Raw genomic sequence first — 19,129 nt, forward strand, 5'->3', positions numbered from 1 at the left:
ATCCACGCCAAGCGCAGATGTATTGAAAATACAGCATGTGAGCCATGATTATATGTTTCCATGCTCCCAGCTTAACCTAAGTTCCGCTGAAGCTGCCACCTGAAGGTGGGGGTTTTAACCCTCCCAAGTGAGGACAATAAGGTCAAATATGATTTTCAGATCTCTAGAAAGGCTCACAGCTTCGCTCTTCCTGCTGACCTTCAAGGACTTGAGGAATTCTCTTTTGCCGTGTGGTTGCGGGAAGACTATGGCGAAAGTAATACGTGTCAGCCTTTTTAACAAGGTAGGAAGCGGCCACTTTGTACCATCAGTTTGTACAAAAGCCCCGCAAATAGAAACAGGGCTTTGATATTTTTTAGTAATATCAAAGCCCTGCTATTTTGTTAAAATGGTGCCGAAGGTCGGACTCGAACCGACACGGGAATCCCCACTACCCCCTCAAGATAGCGTGTCTACCAATTCCACCACTTCGGCACACAAAGTCGTATGCGCGATTTTTTATTCTGCCTTTTTCTGCTGCTCGGAAGCCGCTGGCGTAGCGGCCTGAGTCTGTTGTTCTACCGCCGCTGGTGCGGCTTTCTGCTCAACAGGTGCAGCAGCTTTTTCAGCTGGAGGCGCGGCCTGCTCTTGCTTTAGAGCAGACGGCTCAACTGTTTTCTGAGCAGGTTCTACCGCCGGTTTCGCTTCAGTCTTCGCGGCTGGCTGCTCCGTCGGCATTGGGATCGTCACCGGGGCTTCCTTTTTCTCCGGTGCGACGGCTTCTTTCGCGGGCAGCTGGCTCATTACGGAGCCGGTGCTTTTGTGCGCGGAAAGATAGGCCAGCGTCACCGAAGTGGCCATGAAGACTATCGCGGAAATTGTCGTTATTTTGTTCAGCAGCGGCAGGGGGCCTTCGCTTCCGAAGAGCGTCTGGCTTGAGCCGCCGCCAAATGCCGCTCCGGCATCCGCTCCTTTACCATGCTGCAAGAGCACAATGGCAATCAGGAAGAAGCAGACGATAACGTGGATGATAATCAGCAGTGTTGTCATTGAAAATGGATAATCCGCTCAAAGGCCCCGGCGTTGAGCGATGCGCCGCCCACCAAAACCCCGTCGATGTCGGCTTGGGCCATGAGGCTGTCAACGTTTTCCGGTTTGACCGAGCCACCATACAGTATTCTGACGCGCTCGGCAAGTGTTTTTTCATACAAGCGGCTCAAAACAGCGCGGATGAAGGCGTGAACCTCCTGCGCTTGCTCCTTGCTGGCGGTTTTGCCGGTGCCTATGGCCCAGACCGGCTCGTAGGCGATGACCACACTGTCCATCTGCGCGGCAGTCACGTCAGCCAAGCCCTGCGCGAGCTGCTCTTCAACCACGGTGAAGGTGCTGCCCGCCTCGCGTTCGGCCAAAGTTTCGCCGATGCACAAAATAGGCAGCAGGCTGAATTGCAAGGCCGCCCGCAGCCGCCGGTTGATCATCGCGCTGCTTTCGCCGAAAACATGCCGCCGCTCGGAGTGGCCGATGATAACCATCTCCGCGCCTATATCCAAAAGCATCGGCGGCGAGATTTCGCCGGTGAAGGCCCCTTCTTTCTCCCAGCCCACGTTCTGGGCCGCGACCTTGACCGGCGAGCCAGCCACAGCCTCTTTAACTGCGGCCAAGGCGGTGAAGGGCGGGGCAATCATCACCTCGCGGTCAGACAGCCCTTTGCTGGCCGCAGCCACTGCCGAAGCCAAGGCAACGGCCTCAGCCTTGGTCAGATACATTTTCCAATTGCCTGCAATCAGCGGTGTTCTGGTCATCTTTTCCTCCGAAAGAACGGCGCAACGGCTGCCTGTTATTTTCAATTGCTGACAGCCTGTCTTTGCTGCCGAGAAACGTCCAGATGGACATTTTCGCTAAAAGAACTATGATATGGCATAACCGCGCCGCTGGCAACCGAAAACAAGCGGCAGCTCAAGAAGACTGTTCTGGAGACCGCCATGAGTCCCAGCTACGCCCATGCCGCCATCGCGGCCATGCTGCTTCCCCCGACGCAGCAGGCCTTGGAGCTGTACGAGAAAGCCCAGCAGGTCTATCTTCCCGCCGGAATTCAGTCAGTGTGGATTGTGCAGCCGCTGGCGCACACGATTGCCGTGCTGACCAGCGGCGCAGTGAAGCTGCATCACGACGGCATCCTTGAAGATCAGAACCTCAGCATTGACTTGCGGGTTATTTTTGAAGACTGAGCTGCCCAAGGTGCCTCAATTCCATTGAACTGGCTTGCGCAGCTCGGCTACTGAAACCGGCGGCGAAGGAAAATCACGGTGTTGCTCGGCAGGCTTTCGCCCGCGCTGTTGATGGCGATGATGCGGTATTCCAGCGTGTTGCCGTGCGGCTGGCCGGACAGCGCGACGCTCGTGCTGACCGCTGTGCCGATGATCTGCCATGGGATCCACACGCCGTTGTCCAATTTGCGGCGTTCGGCCTCATTCCACGCCAGCGGCCTGCTGCCTTGCCGTATTATACGAAGGAGCCTGCGCAGGAATTTTCCGCCAGGCGCAGCGGGTTCTGGCAGGCAATCTGTGCCTTGAAACATGCGCCTCGGCATACGCTCTGTATGCCGAGGCGCATACGAGGCATATGCCCAGGCGCATACGCACCGTATGAGGAAGCGCATACGCGGCAACCTGCGCTCGTCATGCAGCAGCGACGATTACCCCTGCCGCGCGGCCCGCACCCGTGCCAAGCCCTTGCGGTATTTCTCCAAGGAAGGATGGCCGATGTCCTTTGCAATCTGCCCGGCGCGTGCAATATATTCTTCCGCCTTAGCAAGTTCGCCCATATCTTCGTAGGTAAGGCCGAAGTTCCAACAGCGGTTAGCTTCTCCAGCCCTGTCACCCAGCTCCCGCGCTATCGCCAAGGCTTGTTCGTGATACTCCAACGCCTTGGCAGGGTTGCCATGCGCACGATAGATCGTAGCAATGTTGTTCAAGGTTGCGCCTTCCCCGATCTTATCGCCAACCTCCAGACTGACAGGCAGGCTCTGCTCAAAATACTGCAAGGCTTGCTCGTAATCTTTTTGGTCATAATAAAGCCTGCCGATATTATTCAGCGTCATGCCTTCTCCCGTCCGGTCGCTGATCTCCCGCGCTATGCTTAGGCTTTGCTCATACTGCTGTAAGGCCAGCTCGTGCTTGCCCTGCTGCCAGTAAATCATGGCCATGTTGTTCAGGGTTGTGCCTTTTTCCTTCCTGTCGCCGAGCTGCTGGTGTATCAGCAGGCTTTGCTCATACCAACATAACGCCTGCTCACGCTCCCCGCGCTTCTCGCAGGTGTAGCCAAGGTCGTTCAGGCACTCCCCTTCATCCTTGTGGTCGCCAGCCTGTTGGGCGGCAATCAGTCTCATGCTTAGGGCAGCCAGTTCCTCTGTCCACCAGCCTTGCCGCTCTAAATAGATGTCGACTGCCCTCACTAAGCCTTGCACCCTCTGCCACAGCCCACTTGCCAAGCAGCTCTCAATCAGCCGCAGGCAGTGCGCCCGCTCTTTATCCAAGCAGGCGTATCCGGTGAGTCCAGCCTCGCTCTGTGTCCGGCAGAAGTCTATATAATAGATGGCCAACCACGCAAGTCTCTCCCTGCTCAGTACCAGTTCGCTGCGGGCGTAGGTATGCACCAGCGCATGGCTTATCTGCCAGCGTTCCTCGCGCTTCTCCAGCAGGCCATAATTGACCAGCTCGTTCAGGGCGGCGCGGGCGCGGCGTTCGTCACTATCGAGAATGGCCGCTACCGGCTCGCGGGCTATCGGCGCAAAGGCCAAGCAGCCCGCCAAGCCCAGCGCAAGGCGGGCATCAGCACTCACCGCATCCACGCTGCGCCGCAGCAGCAAGGCCGCATTCTCCTCCTGATGCTGCCCGCCCGCCAGCTCCTTGAACGGCTCCTGCTCCAGCCACTGCAAGTAGTCCGCCGCGCTCTCGCCCGTCGTGCTGAGATACCGCCCCGCAATCCGCAGGGCAACCGGCCAGCCGCCCAGCAGCTTGCAGATGCCCTGCACGCCCGCGTCATCCGCCGCAACGCCGCTGTACAACCGGAAGACCTCCGCTGCGGGCTGCTCGTCCAGCGGCTTCAGGTCGAGGCGGTCAGCCTGCGCGTCGCTCCGCTTCCTGCTGGTGATCAGCACCCCGCACGTGCCGCGCAGATCAAGCACAGCCTTGAGGTTATCGGCCTCCTCCGTCCCATCAAGGATGAGCAAGGCCTGCTTGTTCGCCAGCAGACGGCTGGCAGCAGCAAAGCTGGTGTCCTGCTGCGCTTCGTCATAGCTGCGCACGATGTGGGTAATGGCCTCTTCTACAGAGTGCTTGCCGTAGAACGAGTAGAAGATGATGCCGTCCGGGAAGCGGTCAGGCACATCCTTGCCAGGAGCCAGCGTCCAGGCGGCCTGCGCGGCCAGAGCGGTCTTGCCCATGCCGCCCGGCCCGCACAGCGTGACTGCCTTGCCCGGCTGGAGCAAAGGCAGCAGCTCGTTCAGCACCTCATCCCTGCCTTTGAAGTGCTCGGCCTTGGGAGGACGTTGCAGCGGGATGCCTTGGGTGGTGTGGGAGTAGTGGTGGTGAATCGTTGCATGATCACCTATAACGCCGATATTGGCACCGCGTGCGTCAATATGCTTGGGCTGGTCGCTCATAGTGCTCCTCCCGTAGGGGCGGTTCGCGAACCGCCCCTACAATGCACGCTTATTTCCCACCCACAGTCTGATTCGCGATGCTGACGTGGTCGCCGATTACGCCCACGTTAGCCCCTCGCGCATCCACTTGGTACTTGGCCAGATTGAGGCGGCCTTGCGTGCCGCTCTCCTCTATGGCCTGAATCAATGCCTGTGCCGCCTGGAGCAATTTCTTGTTGCCTGTTGCGCCAGAATTCTTTAGGCTGGTAGCCAAGGCAGTTTGCCATCCCTCCGGCTCTTTTTCAATCATGGCTAAGGCCATCTCTCCGTCCGGCCTCTTGCGCTCAACAAACCACTGCTTCACCTTGGTTTTCAAGCCTTCATAAGCATCCTTGATGACTGCTTTCGCGGTTTCCGTAGCAGCAAACTGTGCCGCCCCTGCCAACAATGCTCCTGTGATCGGATCCATGCTGTGCTCCTTGCTCATGATGATTGTCTGAAAAAAAGGGCCACAGCGGACTGTGACCCTTGCCAGCACCCTGCACCTTAGGCAGAAATCACCTCAGGCTGGCCTCGGCAGACGGCTTGCTCTCGTTGGGCGGGCTGCTCTGGTCAAAGCTGCTGACCGAGTAGAAGACCTTGACCTCTTTCGCGGGCGGATTCTTGTCCTCGTAGAGATTGTACGGTGCCTTGACTTCGCCGAGCAGCTCCGGCTTGCCCTCACCAACGCGGCGATAGACCTTGTGCCCGGCCAAGTCCTTGTCCTCGCCCGCATCCCAGAACACCTTGACTGCGGACGCAGTGCGGGCAGCCGTGACATTGCTCGGCACTTGCGGCGGCGTGCGGTCAACTGCTGCGGCAGGGGCTGCCTCCTGCTTTGGTCTGGCTGACGGCTTCTCCCAGACAAAGGTGATCAGGTTGGAGTCGTCAGACTCGGACAGCCAGCCGGTGCGGCTGCGCAGCTTGAAGAAGTACTTGCGGCCCGGCTGCATCGGCGCGTCCTCCCAGCTTCCCTGGCGGCTGCCTTTGTTCGGCAGGCTGCCACCCGCCACAGTGATGGGCGCAGCAAAGGGAATCGGGCAGGTCTCGCAGTAGTCCTCCACAGGCACCTCGGCCCGGTAAAGCTGGAAGCTGTCCAGCTCAGTCAGCTTCTCGCCGGAAGCTGTGCGATCCGGGAACGTCCAGCGGAGCACCGCACCGTTGCCGGTCAGCTCATAGCTGAGGTCGGTCACAGGCCGTGGAATCATGGCCGACGGCGCGACCGGCAGGGTCTTGTAGCCGCAGCCAGTCAAGCCGCCGGTCAGGAGGAGCAGCGCAGCAGCCCCAAGGCTGCGCAAAACAGTCGTCATACTTTTCATCATGCTATCCCCAGTTGTTGTTCCGCACGCGCAAGGGCCTCAGCAACTCTGACCCCGGCGGTGCCGCCAGCAGAGACCCGGCTGTTGACCGAGCCTTCCACGGTAAGGACTGCAAACACATCGTCGTCAATCAGCGCGGAGAACTGGCGCATTTCAGCCAGACTCAGCTCAGTTAGCTCAATATTACGCTCTTGGCAGAAGGCAACAATTTCTCCCACCACCCGGTGTGCCTGCCGGAAGGGCAGGTTCTTCTTCACCAAGTAATCAGCCAAGTCTGTTGCGGTCATGAAGCCGCCGTGCGTGGCCTCCCGCATCCTTCCGCCGTTGAAGATGCTGTTAGCTAAAAGCTCGGCAGTGATGCTCAGGCTGGCCTTGACCGTGTCGAGCGCGTCAAAGAGCTGCTCCTTGTCCTCCTGCATGTCCCGGTTGTAGGTCATGGGCAGGCCCTTCATGGTCATCAGCAGAGAGACCAGTGCGCCCGCCACCCGACCGCTCTTGCCCCGGATCAGCTCAGGAATGTCCGGGTTCTTCTTTTGCGGCATGATCGAGGAGCCGGTGCAGTACTGGTCGCCGATGCTGATGAAGCCGAACTCCTTCGAGGCCCAGAGGACAAATTCCTCCGCCATCCTGCTCAGGTGAAGCTGCGTCACGCTCAAGCAGAAGAGGAACTCCAAGGCGAAGTCGCGGTCAGCGGTGGTGTCCATCGAGTTGGCCGTGACAGCCGGAAAGCCCAGCTCCTTGGCCACGAAATCCCGATCTATCGGCAGACCAGTGCCCGCCAAAGCCGCCGCGCCGAGCGGCAGCACATTGAGCCGCTTCAGACAGTCGGCCAGCCGTTCGCGGTCTCTGCCAAACATCTCCACATAGGCCAGCAGATGATGCGCCAGCAGCACCGGCTGCGCCCGCTGCATGTGGGTGTAGCCGGGCATGATCACGCCGAGATTGGCGCGGGCTTGGCGGACAAAGGCCCGCTGCACCTCAGCCAGCAGCTTGTCCAGCTCTGCCGCCTCATCACGCAGATAGAGGCGGATGTCAAGGGCCACCTGATCATTGCGGCTGCGGGCGGTGTGGAGCTTCTCGCCCGCAGCCCCGATCTTCTCAGTCAGAGCCTTTTCGATATTCATGTGAATATCTTCCAGCTCCACCCGGAACTGAAAGCGGCCCGCTCGGATGTCCTCCTCAATCTCGCTCAAGCCCGCGATGATCGCATCCCGCTCCTCGCCGCTGATCAAGCCCTGCTTGGCCAGCATTTTCGCATGAGCCTTGGAACCCATGATGTCATGCCGGTACAGCCGCCAGTCATAGCTGACCGATTCGGTGAAGCTCTCCACTGAGGCGGCGGTCTGCGCGGCAAAACGCCCGCCCCAGAGCTTGCCGGAGCACTGCTGCTTCGGGCAATGTGTCTGATCAGCCATTGCTATTTCCGGTTCAGGGCCTGTATCTGAAGGCGCATGGAGTTGAGCCGGATGAAGCCGCCCGCGTCGGCCTGATTATAGACCTGATCGGCCTCAAAGGTGGCGTGGGCCTCAGAGTAGAGCGAGTTGGCGGACTTGCGCCCGACCGGAATGCAATTTCCTTTATAGAGCTTGAGCCGCACCGTGCCGTTGACCGTGGCCTGGCTTTCATCCATCACGCCTTGCAGCAGCTTCATCTCCGGCGAGAACCAGAAGCCGTTGTAGATCAGCTTGGAGTATTCCGGCACGAGGCTGTCACGCAGACGCAGCACCTCGCGGTCAAGGGTGATGGTTTCCAAATCGCGGTGCGCGGCCCGGAGAATGGTGCCGCCGGGTGTCTCATACACGCCGCGCGACTTGATGCCGACAAAGCGGTTCTCCACCATGTCAAGACGGCCTATGCCGTTCGCGCCGCCGAGCTTGTTGAGCTTGGCCAGCAGAGCTGCTGGGGAAAGCCGCTCGCCGTCAACAGCCACCGGATTGCCCTGCTCGAACTCCAGCTCAATGTAGGTCGGGCGGTCAGGCGCGTTCTCCGGTGAGACCGAGAGCTTGAACATGGACTCTTCCGGCTCATTCCACGGGTCTTCGAGAATGCCGCCTTCAAAGCTGATATGCAGCAGGTTCTCGTCCGAACTGTAGGGGCTTTTCTTGGTGGTCGGCACCGGAATGCCGTGTGTTTCGGCGAACTCCATCAGCTTGGTGCGGGAGTTCAGCGTCCAGATACGCCACGGGGCGATGATCTTCAGCTTGGGATTGAGGGCCAGATAGGTCAGCTCGAAGCGCACCTGATCATTACCCTTGCCAGTTGCGCCGTGACTGACCGCATCCGCGCCTTCCTGCTGCGCAATGCGCACCTGCTCTTTGGCGATCAGCGGGCGGGCCAGCGAGGTGCCAAGCAGGTACGAGCCTTCGTAAATCGCATTGGCGCGGAAGGCGGGGAAGATGTAGTCGCGGGCAAATTCCTCGCGCAGGTCGGAGACAATCACCTTCTCCGCGCCGGTGGCCATGCCCTTTTTCCGCACTGCGTCCCAGTCCTCCTGCTGGCCCACGTCTGCCGAATAAGCGATGATCGGACAGCCGTACTCCTCTGCCAGCCACTTGAGAATAACTGAGGTGTCCAAGCCGCCTGAATAGGCGAGCACGATTTTGTTCACGTTCATGATCTTGTTTTGGTAAAGTAATTCAAACGAATTAGTCTGTCGCATAGAATATTAAAATGGTGCTGCTTAAGGGACAATATACCAGTCCTTAGCCAAGAAATCTTCCACAAGAAAAATGGCTGGGACATTATCCGTTTTGTATGTTTTTTTATTAAAACGATCTAACAACATCAATACCACGTATTGAGGCAAAATCACGGCCAACGATTCCAGTCTAGCAATGAGCTGGCGTTCAATATACAATGTTGAATTTGCGTCATGGACTAACTCATGTCTCAGCTCAAAGATTTGAGTAAAATCCTGCCACCAACTTGGAAACGCTGAAAGAGGAAACCCTTGCGTTACTGCTGACCTTGAGGGGACTCCATAAACACACTGTGTGTTTTCGATAAATGAGCGAAATCCGTCTGGCAAGAAGAAAGAATCAAAAATATTAGCGATTGATTCTGAACTCTGTAATGTCATTGTCTCTGCGACAAAGTCATAACGAGTAACACCTTGCTGTGATAGGTCGCCATCGGCTGGCAGTCGAAGACGATGCTCTTTAAGGATTCTATCAAAAAAAGCTACGTCATATTCAAGTGCAAACCGAAATACATCCCGAAAGAAAGTTTCCAGATGACTGGCAAGTGTAATTACATATTGATGAATGCTCGTTTGAATAGAAGCCTTATCATTCGCGTGAAGCCGAAGCACTTCGTGCATATGATGCACGATGGGATACAAACGAGAAAGATATTTAGTCCCGACCTCTCTGAGATCACCACGTGTACGTACTTTGGCTTTTATGTGTTCTATTTTTGGATTGCGAGCCATTGTCCATCAAATATCAACTTGTTAACATAGGAAAAAAGGTTTCCCATCCTTTATGCGGTATGATGGGAAACCTTTGCGGAGAAGACCGGAGGTCATGTGCAATGCGGCTCAAACTGTACCGCAGATCAAAGCCTCGAGAATAGCCTTGTGCATGTGCATCTTGTTCTCAGATTGATCAAAGACCACGCTCTGCGGCCCTTCCAGCACCTCTTCGGTGATTTCCTCATCCCGATGCGCAGGCAGACAGTGGAGGACGATAGCATCTTTTGCCGCTTGCGCCAGCAAGGCCGCGTTGAGTTGATAAGGACGGAACACAGCTAACCGCTTCTCCTTCTCCTTTTCCTTGCCCATTGAAGTCCAGACATCAATGTTGATCACATCTGCCCCTTGCACTGCCTCTGCTGGGTCACGCAACAAAGTGATGGGCTGCGCGGCGATCTTCCGGGCCGCCTCCAGGATCACTGGATCAGGATCATAGCCTGCTGGGCAAGCTAACGTCAAGGAGAAGCCCAGCACCGCAGCAGCCTGAATCCATGAATTGGCCATATTGTTGCCGTCCCCAAGCCAGACGATCTTCAGCTTTTTTGGATCGCCTTTCTTCTCAATCACCGTCATCAAGTCACTGAGGACTTGGCAAGGATGATGCAGATCAGTCAAGGCGTTGATCACTGGCACTTCTGAATAACGGGCCAGCTCTTCTACTACCTGCTGGCCGTATGTGCGTACTACCAAGGCATCGGCATAGCGACAAAGCACGCGGGCCATATCCTTCAGCGGTTCACCTCGATCCAACTGGGTTTCTCGCGCTTGCATAAAAATAACTTGACCGCCTAAGCCGTACATCGCTGCTTCAAAGGAGACCCGCGTGCGTGTTGAGGGCTTTTCAAACAACATACAGATGCTTTTACCAGCCAACTGCTGATGGCGAAGGCTGGAAGCGGTCTCTTTTTTCAATACTGCTGCCCGGTCAAGGAAGGAATGGAGCTGGGCCGGGGTAAAGTCTTGTAACGCTAACAAATGGTTGCTCATGATAGAAAGATCTCGATGTTCTGAAAACAGGCTACGCAGGGCCAGTGCCTTAACCCGCGCTAAGGCAGCGCAAGGCTGTGCAGCCGAAAAAACTATTGATATAAGAAAAAAAGCGGTTTTGCAAAGTAAATTTGCTTTTCATTGATCATTTCTTGTGCAAAGGGGAAAAGGAACAGGTTTTATTGTTCCAAACTCCTTAACCCCTTTTTCAGGCAGAAGAAGGAGGAAAGCGTGCCAATTAAGGCGATAAGAGCCAAGGTAGCAATGGAGAGTAGCACGCCGAACGGGTCAATTTCATAGCCGCGCAGCCAAAAACGCAGCAAACGATAGTTGCCCCTAAAGCCGATAACCAACATCAGCAGCTCCATTGCCAGACTGATGAACATGAAGAGGATCACGCCAAAGCTGCCCTGCACTGCTGCTCTGCTCTCGATCTTAAAGTCAGCATATATCGCGCCAAAGCCAAGAGCCAAAGCCAGTGCGCTCCAGGTAATCACCAAACTCATCCCGATAGAAACCCACCACATCGGGCCAGTGATCTGGAGTAAGGCATTCGAGGCAATGATTAAAAACAAACTGACCAGGGTAAATGGGAGACAATAAAAAAGATACTTGCAGAGGAGATATTTCGGCAAAGGTAGGGGCGAAGAACGGATCACCGCAAAGGCCGGGCCTTCTGCACCAATGGCAGGATAGACAAAGCGTGCTGCCAGCGAAGTAGCAAGAAAGCCAGCCAGCCCGATATTGGCAAAAGCAATCAGGTTGGTAAGATATTCTGTTGGCATGGGCGAGCGGTCAAGGGGCAGTGCCTTAAAGTTATACAGATACACCACGATTAACGCTCCGACCAGAAAGAGCTGCGACCACTCTGCTGAATCGCGAAGAAAGAGCTTGGCCTCTTTATGGAAGATGCGCAGCAAAGGCGAGGGCCGATACCCTCTGTCACCAAAGGTGCGCGAGCCACCAAATGACTCCTGGGCCTTACTCAAGCCGTTAAAGAAGAAACGTCGCATCAACTCTTCTCCGGCCCAAAACAGCATCAGCGGCGTGAGTAAGAGTAGCCCCATAGCGAGCCAATCTACCGTCTGATTTTGCAGATAACCACCCAGGAGCAGATTGGCCCAAGAAGGTGGCAACAAGGCAAAACCCGGTGTTTGCAAACTCGAAAGGTAATCAATGAAGTCAGGATATTTGTCTGGATCAACCAAATCCTCTGGCTTGAGCAAACGGATCACCAGATAGAGCAAAATACCAAAGAGCAGGGAGAGATAAACCACAATATCTTTGGTCTGCTTGGCAGGAAAGAGTTTGACAAGCAGGATGGTTGCGCCCAAGCCAATGCCACTGGCTGTTAAGGCCGTACTGAGAACCGTTATGGCCATGAGCAGATGATACAACCAATCGACTTTGAACACTGTCCCATAGGCTCCGAACACTGGCAAAGAGAAAATAACCATCATCCAGGAGGTATAGAGAACCGAGGTCACAAAACGCATTCGGAATAGCTGCTCTTCTTTAATTGGGGCACTGCACAGGATCTCATTATCCGAAGAAAGATACAAAGAAGACACCGCAGAGACCATTGAGGAAAAAATCAACATCGCGAACATGATCATCCAGGCCATGTCAAATATTCTCAAGCTGAGAATAATGCCTAATTCGCTCTGACTATGAAAATAACCAATCACCCGCAGGCTTACCAAATAGAGGGCTATGAAGAGCACTGCGCCAAAAACGAGGACCGCTGTGGTACGCAACGAACTCTGTTTGCCCCGGAAAAAGCGATTGCGGATACTATAGAAAAAAGGGTGAAAGAGGAGCATGATGTTTTGCCTCTAGGTTCGATTCTGGTTGCTTTGGTTTGCGGCGTGTTGAGCGCGTAATACTTCGTCTTTTCTTTTCTGCTTGGCCAGCTTCAACCGTGGCCTTGCTTGTGTGCAATGTCACGCGGGCTGTTTTCCCTGCCTCAAGTCACGCTTGCCGAGAGACAAAGGAAGCGTTCCGCGTCGTAAAGTAAGCGTGATTTGCCTCAAGTCACGCTTGCCGAGAGGCAAAGTAAGCGTGCCGCGTCATAAAGCAAGCGTGATTTGCCTCAAGTCACGCTTGCCGAGAGGCAAAGGAAGCGTGCCGCGTCGTAAAGCAAGCGTGCTTTGCCTCAAGTCACGCTTGCCGAGAGACAAAGTAAGCGTGCCGCGTCGCAAAGGAAGCGTGCTTTGCCTCAAGTCACGCTTGCCGAGAGACAAAGCAAGCGTGCCGCGTCGCAAAGTAAGCGTGATTTGCGACAGAGAAAGCCTGCTCTTAAGCAGTTAATGCGGGATTAACAAGTTGTAACAGCGCAATTTCTGGATAGCAATTGAAACGCACTGGATAAATGGTCCAACCTAGACCCCGGCTGATAAACAACTTTGTTTTTTCAGTGACAATCAAGCCGCTGGAATATTTCTTATTCTGAACTGGCAGTACCGGCGCACCAAAGAAAGGCAGCACTACTTGTCCGCCATGTGTATGGCCGCTCAAGACCAGTGCCACTGGTGTTTTGAAGCGGGTATCAACAGAATCGGGATTGTGCGAAAGCAGGATTCGGCATTCCTTATCATCGGTGCTGGCAAAAAGATGGTCGATCTTTAATTGATCTTCCCAATAATCACCTGCCCCGCCAAGCAGGATTCTTTCTTTGCCTTTGGTAATTGCTTTGCATTGGTGCCTGAGGTTTTGCCCGCTCCGTTCCAACCAGTACAGCGATCTGTTCGTATCTGCCCAATGATCATGATTGCCTAAGACAGAGAATACGCCGTGCTTTGCCTTTAATTGCATTAAGATTGGCCAGACTTGATCAATCTCCGTCGTGGTGTTCTTTGCATGGACATAATCGCCAGTGCACACTATGGCATCAGGACGAAGCAACATCGTTTCTGCCACTACATCTTGGATAAAGGAAGGAGAGACCAGCGGCCCGAAATGCAGATCGGTCAGATGGGCAAGGGTGAATCCGTGAAAGGAAGGCGGCAGATTGGCAATGGGAATGGTGTATCGGTTGACAACAACAATGTTTCGTTCAATAAAAACCGAATAAGTGCCTGCAAGTGCCGTAGCCAGGACATAACCAGTCGAGCGCAGGAAGGTTCTTCTGTTCATACCCAGTTATTGGCCTTTCAGGGCGGCAATTACGTGCTGCATTTCCCAGGCTCCGGTTAGCTCTAAGAAAATTTCTTCCAGATTGATGCCTTGCTCGGTCTTGCCTGCCTGGTTGCGCAGTTCCTCCATCGTGCCAACGATCCGCAAGGTGCCGTTGGTAATGATGGCGATGCGGCGGCAAAGTTCCTCTGCGATTTCTAAAGAGTGCGTGGAGAGAAAAATGGCTGTGCCTGCGGCTGCCTTTTGCTTAAACAACTCTTTGACGATTCGCGCTGACTTGGGATCAAGGCCAACCATCGGTTCGTCAATGATCATCAGCGGCTGATCCAGCATCAACACGGAAGTCATGATTAACTTTTGGCGCATTCCGTGGGAATAGCTTTCGATTAGATGATCTTGCCACGCGCTGAGGTCGAATAGCTCCAAATGTTTCTGTGATTCTGTCTTGAATCGCTGCACAGGCAGCTGATACAGGCTGGCAATGAACTTGAGGTATTCGCTGCCCGTGAGTTTCTCGAAGAGCCAAGGCCGGTCAGGGACGTATCCTGTGTCCTGCTTGCAGACAAGAGGCTGCTCAGACAAGGAATGGCCATTGATCAGCACGGAACCGCTGTCTGGTTGCAACAAGCCCGCCAGAATCTTGATCGTTGTGGTCTTGCCAGCTCCGTTTGGGCCAAGAAAACCGAAGATTTCCCCTGCGGCAACTTCCAAGCTGATCTTGTTCACAGCAGTGAAGTCGGCGAATGATTTACAGAGGTTGGTTATTTGGAGAATGGGGGGCATATATTTTCTTTTTTCCTCTTGGCAAAGATCAGATTGCGCTTTGAGCCGCATGAGCTAAAAAGGAAGAGCGTGACATGCCTCTTTTTTTTGCTGCCGCATCAATTTGATAAAGCATTTCTTCAGGAAATGTGACCGCAATACGCACTTTCTTCGGTTGCGCGACAGGAACATTGATGACCAGAAATGCCGCAGCATCACGATAGTCTGGATCAGCAACGATGTCCTCCATCTTTGACGGAGCTGGTATTTTTTCGCCAAACTCGATCATGGTGCGAATATGCCCTGCCAGAGCTTCAGTAGCCAGCACCCTAATCTCCTCAAGACTCGTTCCCGAAGAAATACAGCCTGGGAAATCTGGAAAGGACACGCCGAAATCACTTGCAAGATCCTTGTGAACCACAGCGATATATGCAGTCATGAATGGACTCCTTATGTGAATCGTATTCCAGCTTGCCGTTCAATGCTTTTAAGGGTTCCGACAGGAATATCTTTCTTCGGATGTGGAACCGTAACTATTCCAGCTCGTGCCGGATGATGAAAATGCCAATGGTCGCCTGTCGTGCGGATATGAATCCAACCTGCCTTTTTCAAGAGCTTGAGGATATTCCTGCTGTCCATCACATCAGGCGATGCTCATGCACGGGTTAGTTGATGAGAACTGACACCTTGTTCTATTGTCTCAGCCACCCATTTATTTAGGCGGGCAACTGAACCAATTATTTCTGGAGCGGCAAAATCTCAATCTCCAGCTTACCGAGTAATCCGCCGATGGCAATCTGTCCTTCCACATCAGCGCGGGTGAAACGGATGTGATACAGATCAGCAGGCAGCTGCTTGACGGTCGTATCAAGGCTGACCCATTGTCCGTCAAGGCAAACCTCGTTCCAGGCGTGATAATAGAAGGCGTTTTTCTGCAAAGTCACGCCAGCAGCTATTGCCGTTGGAATGCCTAGGCTTCTGCTTAAGGCGGCAAACAGAGCTGCATGTTCGTTACAGTCGCCGATACGGCTGGCTAAGGTGGTAACAGCATCTGGTAGGCCGATCACCGGCCTTTTTTCGAGGTTTTTATACACCCAATCTGTCAGCAACTTGACCTGTTTCGCCTGATCAAGCTCCTTACCCACGATCTCTTTGGCTTGAGCAAGGATTTTGGCATCATTGGCCTGGACATAACGGCTAGGCCGCAGATACTTCTCCTCAGCGCAGGCCGCATCCTGCTCGCCAACGGCGGTAGATGGCGGAAAAGTCTCTTGACTGATAAGCAGTTTGCCGTCCGCAAACTGTTGCCGTCCGCCATTCAGTTCTACCTCTGCCTCTTTGGGGAATTGCAGCCGATAGGCAGCCGAACGACTGTTCTCTGGTAGAAGGGGGCCGGAATACTTCACCGCCACTGCGGCGAGCAACTCATCGCCGCTGTCGATAACATCCATTGCTTTGAACTTTGGCTCTGCCTCAAAGACAAAACCCATAGGCGACTTCTCCTTGATGATCTTGCCTTCCTCATCCAGCCAGAAGCTGGTGTTCATTCCAGAGTAGGTTTCTGTAAACTCATGCAGATTATACACCCGTCCGCCGATAAGTTCCTTGTCCCGACCTTTGTAGGTGATGACTGATTCGCGCTGGCTCAGGGAAAACGGATCGAAAAAGGGCACCTTCAGCTTGTCGCCTTCTTTAGGCATCTTGGCGAGCAAATAAGCCCGCTGGTTGAGCGGCAGCAACGGCTTATCTGGCAGGGTGATGGAGTCTTTAATGACCGTTTGCCCTGTTTGTAAGGAGAAATGCACCGTGTTGCCTTCGGTCTTTCCTTCAGCCTTGGTGCTGTAAAAAAGTGAGGCAAAGGTAAACTGAAAACTCTGCAAGCGCATTGCGCTGTCCAGTTCGGCGTTCAGTTCCATGTTCACCGGTTGGACGGTGTTGATCACCTTGAGCTTCAGCGCAGCCTGCTGCCGAATATGAAAGCCGCCCTTATCAACAGGACGAAAATCTTCCATCACGTAGCCAATGCGCCTGCCATTAAGATGCACGCCGTAATACTGCTGATATCTTGCTTGCAGAACCAACGCAGCCTGCTCGCCGCTTTCCAGATGCGCGACAAAGAAATCCCGCCGCACCAAGAGCAGCAGCAAGAGGAGCCAGCAAAAAATAGCAGCTGTTTTAAAAAGACGGAAAGTCATGGCCAGGTGATGGATAAAGTTGCAGCGAGGATACAGAAGAAGCATACCGCAGAGCGGCATGGCCGTCAACCTGGCAGAAAGACGGCTGCGCTTGCGCTGCTCCACGTTGCTGGGCAATCTGCGCCCCGCGCTTTTCTCTGGGCAAAACGCGCAGACCGTTTACAATGCTGCCGCACCGCAATTCCTTCAGCTCCTCTCTTAGCAACCAGACTGAACAAGATGATCACCATCGGCCCAATCGTCCTGAGCAACCCTTTTCTTCTCGCGCCGCTTGCTGGCTACACTGATTTGCCCTTTCGCTTAGTTTGCCGGGAACAGGGAGCAGCTTTGACGGTCTCGGAAATGATCAGCTGTCACGGTCTGCTCTATGGCCAGAAACAAACATTCGCCATGCTCAAGACCGTGCCGGAAGAACGGCCCTGGTCAGTGCAGCTCTTTGGCAGTGAACCAGAGAGCATGGGCCGAGCAGCAGCTCTGGTCTCGGCCATGCCGGTTGATATCCTGGATATCAACATGGGCTGCCCAGTACCCAAGGTAGTAAAGAAAGGTTCTGGCTCTGCCTTGATGAAAGCAGCGAATTTGCAGCAGGCTGAGGCGATTATCAGGGCGGTAGTCAACAACACCGACCGGCCTGTGACGGTGAAATTCCGCAGCGGCTGGAATGATGCCTCGATCTGCGCCCCTGATTTTGCCCGGATGTGCGAGTCTGCCGGAGCTGCGGCAGTGACGATTCATGCCCGCACCTGGGCGCAGCAGTTTGGTGGCAAAGCTGATCGCCGCGTCATCGCTGCCGTGAAGCAGGCGGTCTCCATCCCGGTGATTGGCAACGGCGATATCCTCTGTTATGCAGACGGCCTAGCGATGATGAAGGAAACTGGCTGCGATGCCGTGATGATTGGCCGGGCTGCACTGGGTAATCCCTGGGTTTTCCAGCCCAGCGGCATTCCAGAAACGCTGGCTGGTCGGCTGCCAGTCATTCTGCGCTATCTGGAATTGGCTGACCAGCACCTGGATACCGAGCGACTCCACTTTCGCATCAAGAATCACGCCAGCCGCTTTCTCAGCGGCCTGCCTGGAGCCGCTGCAATCCGGCAAGAAATCATTGGCAGCGACAGTTTGGCAGAGATAGAAAAAGTGCTCAAGAAGAAGGCAATGCTTGCCTAACAATCTTGGCTGCTTTTTTTCCATAAGCCGCGTTTCCTTCAGCCACTGACTATGGTAGAGTAGGCTTATTGACCTTTTTTCAGGAGTACTTCTATGGCGATATTAGACAAGGTATTCAAGGCAGCGGTTGATCTCAAGGCATCGGACATTCACGTGCTCCCTGGCGAGCCATTCATGGTGCGGCGACTGGGTAAAATGATCCGGCTCAAAAGCCAAGCCCTCACTGATGCGAGTTGCCGCAAGGTAATTCTCGAAATTCTCACCCCAGAACAGCAGCACATCCTCCGCGACGAGCTGCAATTAGACTTTGCCTACGAGATTGACGGGCTGGGCCGCTTTCGTGGCAGTGCTATGTTCCATAACAACGGCATGAGCTGCATCTTCCGGGTCATTCCCAGCAAAATTCCCTCGTTCAAAGAGCTAGGCATCCCGGATGTGATGTATAAAATCCTGGAAAACCACCAAGGCATCATCCTTGTCACCGGCGCAACCGGCCACGGCAAGACCACCACCCTGGCCTCAATGATTGATCACATCAACAGCCATCATTCCCACCACATCCTCACCGTCGAAGACCCAATTGAGTTTATCCATCCCTTGAAAAAAGGGGCTGTGAATCAGCGGCAAATCAAGCGGGACACGATGGCATACGCTAATGCCCTGAAAGGAGCCTTGCGCCAAGACCCAGACGTGATTGTCATCGGCGAATTGCGCGATTTAGAGACGATCTCACTCGCCATTTCCGCGTCCGAAACCGGCCATTTGGTGATTGGCACCCTTTCCACCTCCAGCGCACCCAAGACCGTTGACCGAATCATCGACTCCTACCCCGCAGGCGAGCAGAACCAAATCCGGGCCATGCTCAGTGAGTCGCTGAAAGCGGTTTTCACCCAGCGGCTCCTTCCTGGTATCGACGGCACAACCATGCACATGGCCGCTGAAGTCCTAATCGGCAACCTATCCATCGGTAATCTGATCAAAGACAACAAGACCTTCCAGATTCGCTCCACCATGCAGATGGGTCGCTCGGTTGGCATGAAACTCATGGATGAGTCGATCATGGAGCTGCTCCAAGCAGGCAAGATTAGCTATCAAACTGCTTTGGCTAACGTCGATAAAAAAGAGCTGCTCAAGCCCTTTGCCCCGAAAGCCTAACTCGGCAGGGAGGTTGGCGACCAGTGTGAGTGTGTTGGTGAGGATTGGTCAGCGATTCCTTTCATATTCCAGGAGATTCCCTTCGTAAAAAAGGCGTTTTCACTCGTTGCAATGCTCCATTCAGATGTTTGTTTGGAGCATTCATACGTGTGAATTCTCTATTCAGACATGTAAATACTGCTAACAAACGAGTGAACGGAGCTTTCGGACATTGCAAAGCTCCTAGCAAACGTATAAATGCTCTGTTCAGACATGTAAATGCTGCTAATAGACGAGTGAA

At 54.3% G+C, this 19,129-nt stretch carries 19 protein-coding genes and 1 tRNA gene; 3 read left to right on the forward strand and 17 right to left on the reverse strand.

All coding sequences use genetic code 11. The features are described 5' to 3' along the window. Positions 1–389 precede the first annotated feature (389 nt). From ACNKIB_RS11805 to tpiA, 3 genes are all read right to left on the reverse strand, one after another. Positions 390–474, reverse strand: a tRNA-Leu gene (locus tag ACNKIB_RS11805). Between the two features lie 24 nt (positions 475–498). Continuing rightward, complete coding sequence (secG, locus tag ACNKIB_RS11810) at positions 499–1,029, reverse strand: preprotein translocase subunit SecG (RefSeq protein ID WP_417910763.1); 531 nt, start codon at positions 1,027–1,029, stop codon at positions 499–501. Next, complete coding sequence (gene tpiA, locus ACNKIB_RS11815; protein WP_417910764.1) at positions 1,026–1,781, reverse strand: triose-phosphate isomerase; 756 nt, start codon at positions 1,779–1,781, stop codon at positions 1,026–1,028. The genes secG and tpiA overlap by 4 nt, the downstream gene beginning before the upstream one ends. Before the next feature lie 180 nt (positions 1,782–1,961). Between tpiA and ACNKIB_RS11820 the strand changes: the two genes are divergently transcribed. After that, positions 1,962–2,207: a hypothetical protein gene (locus ACNKIB_RS11820; protein WP_417910765.1), complete on the forward strand. Its 246-nt coding sequence runs from the start codon at positions 1,962–1,964 to the stop codon at positions 2,205–2,207. Positions 2,208–2,254: 47 nt separating this feature from the next. On the opposite strand, the gene ACNKIB_RS11825 is transcribed toward ACNKIB_RS11820, so the two are convergent. From ACNKIB_RS11825 to ACNKIB_RS11890, 14 genes are all read right to left on the reverse strand, one after another. Beyond that, positions 2,255–2,557, reverse strand: coding sequence for a hypothetical protein (locus ACNKIB_RS11825; protein ID WP_417910766.1), 303 nt, complete (start codon positions 2,555–2,557; stop codon positions 2,255–2,257). Between the two features lie 117 nt (positions 2,558–2,674). After that, on the reverse strand, positions 2,675–4,642 hold the full coding sequence (locus ACNKIB_RS11830) for a tetratricopeptide repeat protein (RefSeq protein ID WP_417910767.1): 1,968 nt from the start codon (positions 4,640–4,642) through the stop codon (positions 2,675–2,677). 49 nt (positions 4,643–4,691) lie between these two features. Beyond that, positions 4,692–5,090: a hypothetical protein gene (locus ACNKIB_RS11835; protein WP_417910768.1), complete on the reverse strand. Its 399-nt coding sequence runs from the start codon at positions 5,088–5,090 to the stop codon at positions 4,692–4,694. Between the two features lie 88 nt (positions 5,091–5,178). Then, entirely contained in the window at positions 5,179–5,970 is a 792-nt protein-coding gene (locus ACNKIB_RS11840) for a hypothetical protein (RefSeq protein ID WP_417910769.1), read from the reverse strand. 8 nt (positions 5,971–5,978) lie between these two features. Further along, on the reverse strand, positions 5,979–7,394 hold the full coding sequence (argH, locus tag ACNKIB_RS11845) for an argininosuccinate lyase (protein ID WP_417910770.1): 1,416 nt from the start codon (positions 7,392–7,394) through the stop codon (positions 5,979–5,981). Positions 7,395–7,396: 2 nt separating this feature from the next. Next, on the reverse strand, positions 7,397–8,593 hold the full coding sequence (locus ACNKIB_RS11850) for an argininosuccinate synthase (RefSeq protein ID WP_417910771.1): 1,197 nt from the start codon (positions 8,591–8,593) through the stop codon (positions 7,397–7,399). A 66-nt stretch (positions 8,594–8,659) separates the two neighbouring features. After that, positions 8,660–9,409 (reverse strand): hypothetical protein, encoded by a 750-nt coding sequence (locus ACNKIB_RS11855; RefSeq protein ID WP_417910772.1) that lies wholly within the window; start codon positions 9,407–9,409, stop codon positions 8,660–8,662. A 108-nt stretch (positions 9,410–9,517) separates the two neighbouring features. Further along, a complete protein-coding gene (gene argF, locus ACNKIB_RS11860) occupies positions 9,518–10,438 on the reverse strand; it encodes an ornithine carbamoyltransferase (RefSeq protein WP_417910773.1) in 921 nt (306 codons plus the stop codon). Between the two features lie 179 nt (positions 10,439–10,617). Next, positions 10,618–12,261: a putative ABC transporter permease subunit gene (locus tag ACNKIB_RS11865; RefSeq protein ID WP_417910774.1), complete on the reverse strand. Its 1,644-nt coding sequence runs from the start codon at positions 12,259–12,261 to the stop codon at positions 10,618–10,620. Positions 12,262–12,736: 475 nt separating this feature from the next. Continuing rightward, positions 12,737–13,573 (reverse strand): metallophosphoesterase, encoded by an 837-nt coding sequence (locus tag ACNKIB_RS11870; RefSeq protein ID WP_417910775.1) that lies wholly within the window; start codon positions 13,571–13,573, stop codon positions 12,737–12,739. A gap of 6 nt (positions 13,574–13,579) precedes the next feature. Continuing rightward, entirely contained in the window at positions 13,580–14,356 is a 777-nt protein-coding gene (locus tag ACNKIB_RS11875) for an ABC transporter ATP-binding protein (protein WP_417910776.1), read from the reverse strand. A 28-nt stretch (positions 14,357–14,384) separates the two neighbouring features. Continuing rightward, positions 14,385–14,774 (reverse strand): type II toxin-antitoxin system HicB family antitoxin, encoded by a 390-nt coding sequence (locus ACNKIB_RS11880; protein WP_417910777.1) that lies wholly within the window; start codon positions 14,772–14,774, stop codon positions 14,385–14,387. Positions 14,775–14,785: 11 nt separating this feature from the next. Next, positions 14,786–14,974 carry a type II toxin-antitoxin system HicA family toxin gene (locus tag ACNKIB_RS11885; protein WP_417910778.1) on the reverse strand — a complete coding sequence of 63 codons (189 nt, stop codon included), beginning with the start codon at positions 14,972–14,974 and terminating at the stop codon, positions 14,786–14,788. A gap of 98 nt (positions 14,975–15,072) precedes the next feature. Beyond that, on the reverse strand, positions 15,073–16,482 hold the full coding sequence (locus tag ACNKIB_RS11890; RefSeq protein WP_417910779.1) for a transglutaminase-like domain-containing protein: 1,410 nt from the start codon (positions 16,480–16,482) through the stop codon (positions 15,073–15,075). Here ACNKIB_RS11890 and dusB point away from each other — a divergent pair. Both dusB and ACNKIB_RS11900 read left to right on the forward strand, forming a co-directional pair. After that, positions 16,441–17,694: a tRNA dihydrouridine synthase DusB gene (dusB, locus tag ACNKIB_RS11895; protein ID WP_417910780.1), complete on the forward strand. Its 1,254-nt coding sequence runs from the start codon at positions 16,441–16,443 to the stop codon at positions 17,692–17,694. The two genes, ACNKIB_RS11890 and dusB, sit on opposite strands and share 42 nt — an antisense overlap. 93 nt (positions 17,695–17,787) lie before the next feature. Next, positions 17,788–18,849, forward strand: coding sequence for a type IV pilus twitching motility protein PilT (locus ACNKIB_RS11900; RefSeq protein ID WP_417910781.1), 1,062 nt, complete (start codon positions 17,788–17,790; stop codon positions 18,847–18,849). Positions 18,850–19,129 lie beyond the last annotated feature (280 nt).

This window comes from Candidatus Electronema sp. PJ, from assembly GCF_048287395.1.
Classification (GTDB): domain Bacteria; phylum Desulfobacterota; class Desulfobulbia; order Desulfobulbales; family Desulfobulbaceae; genus Electronema.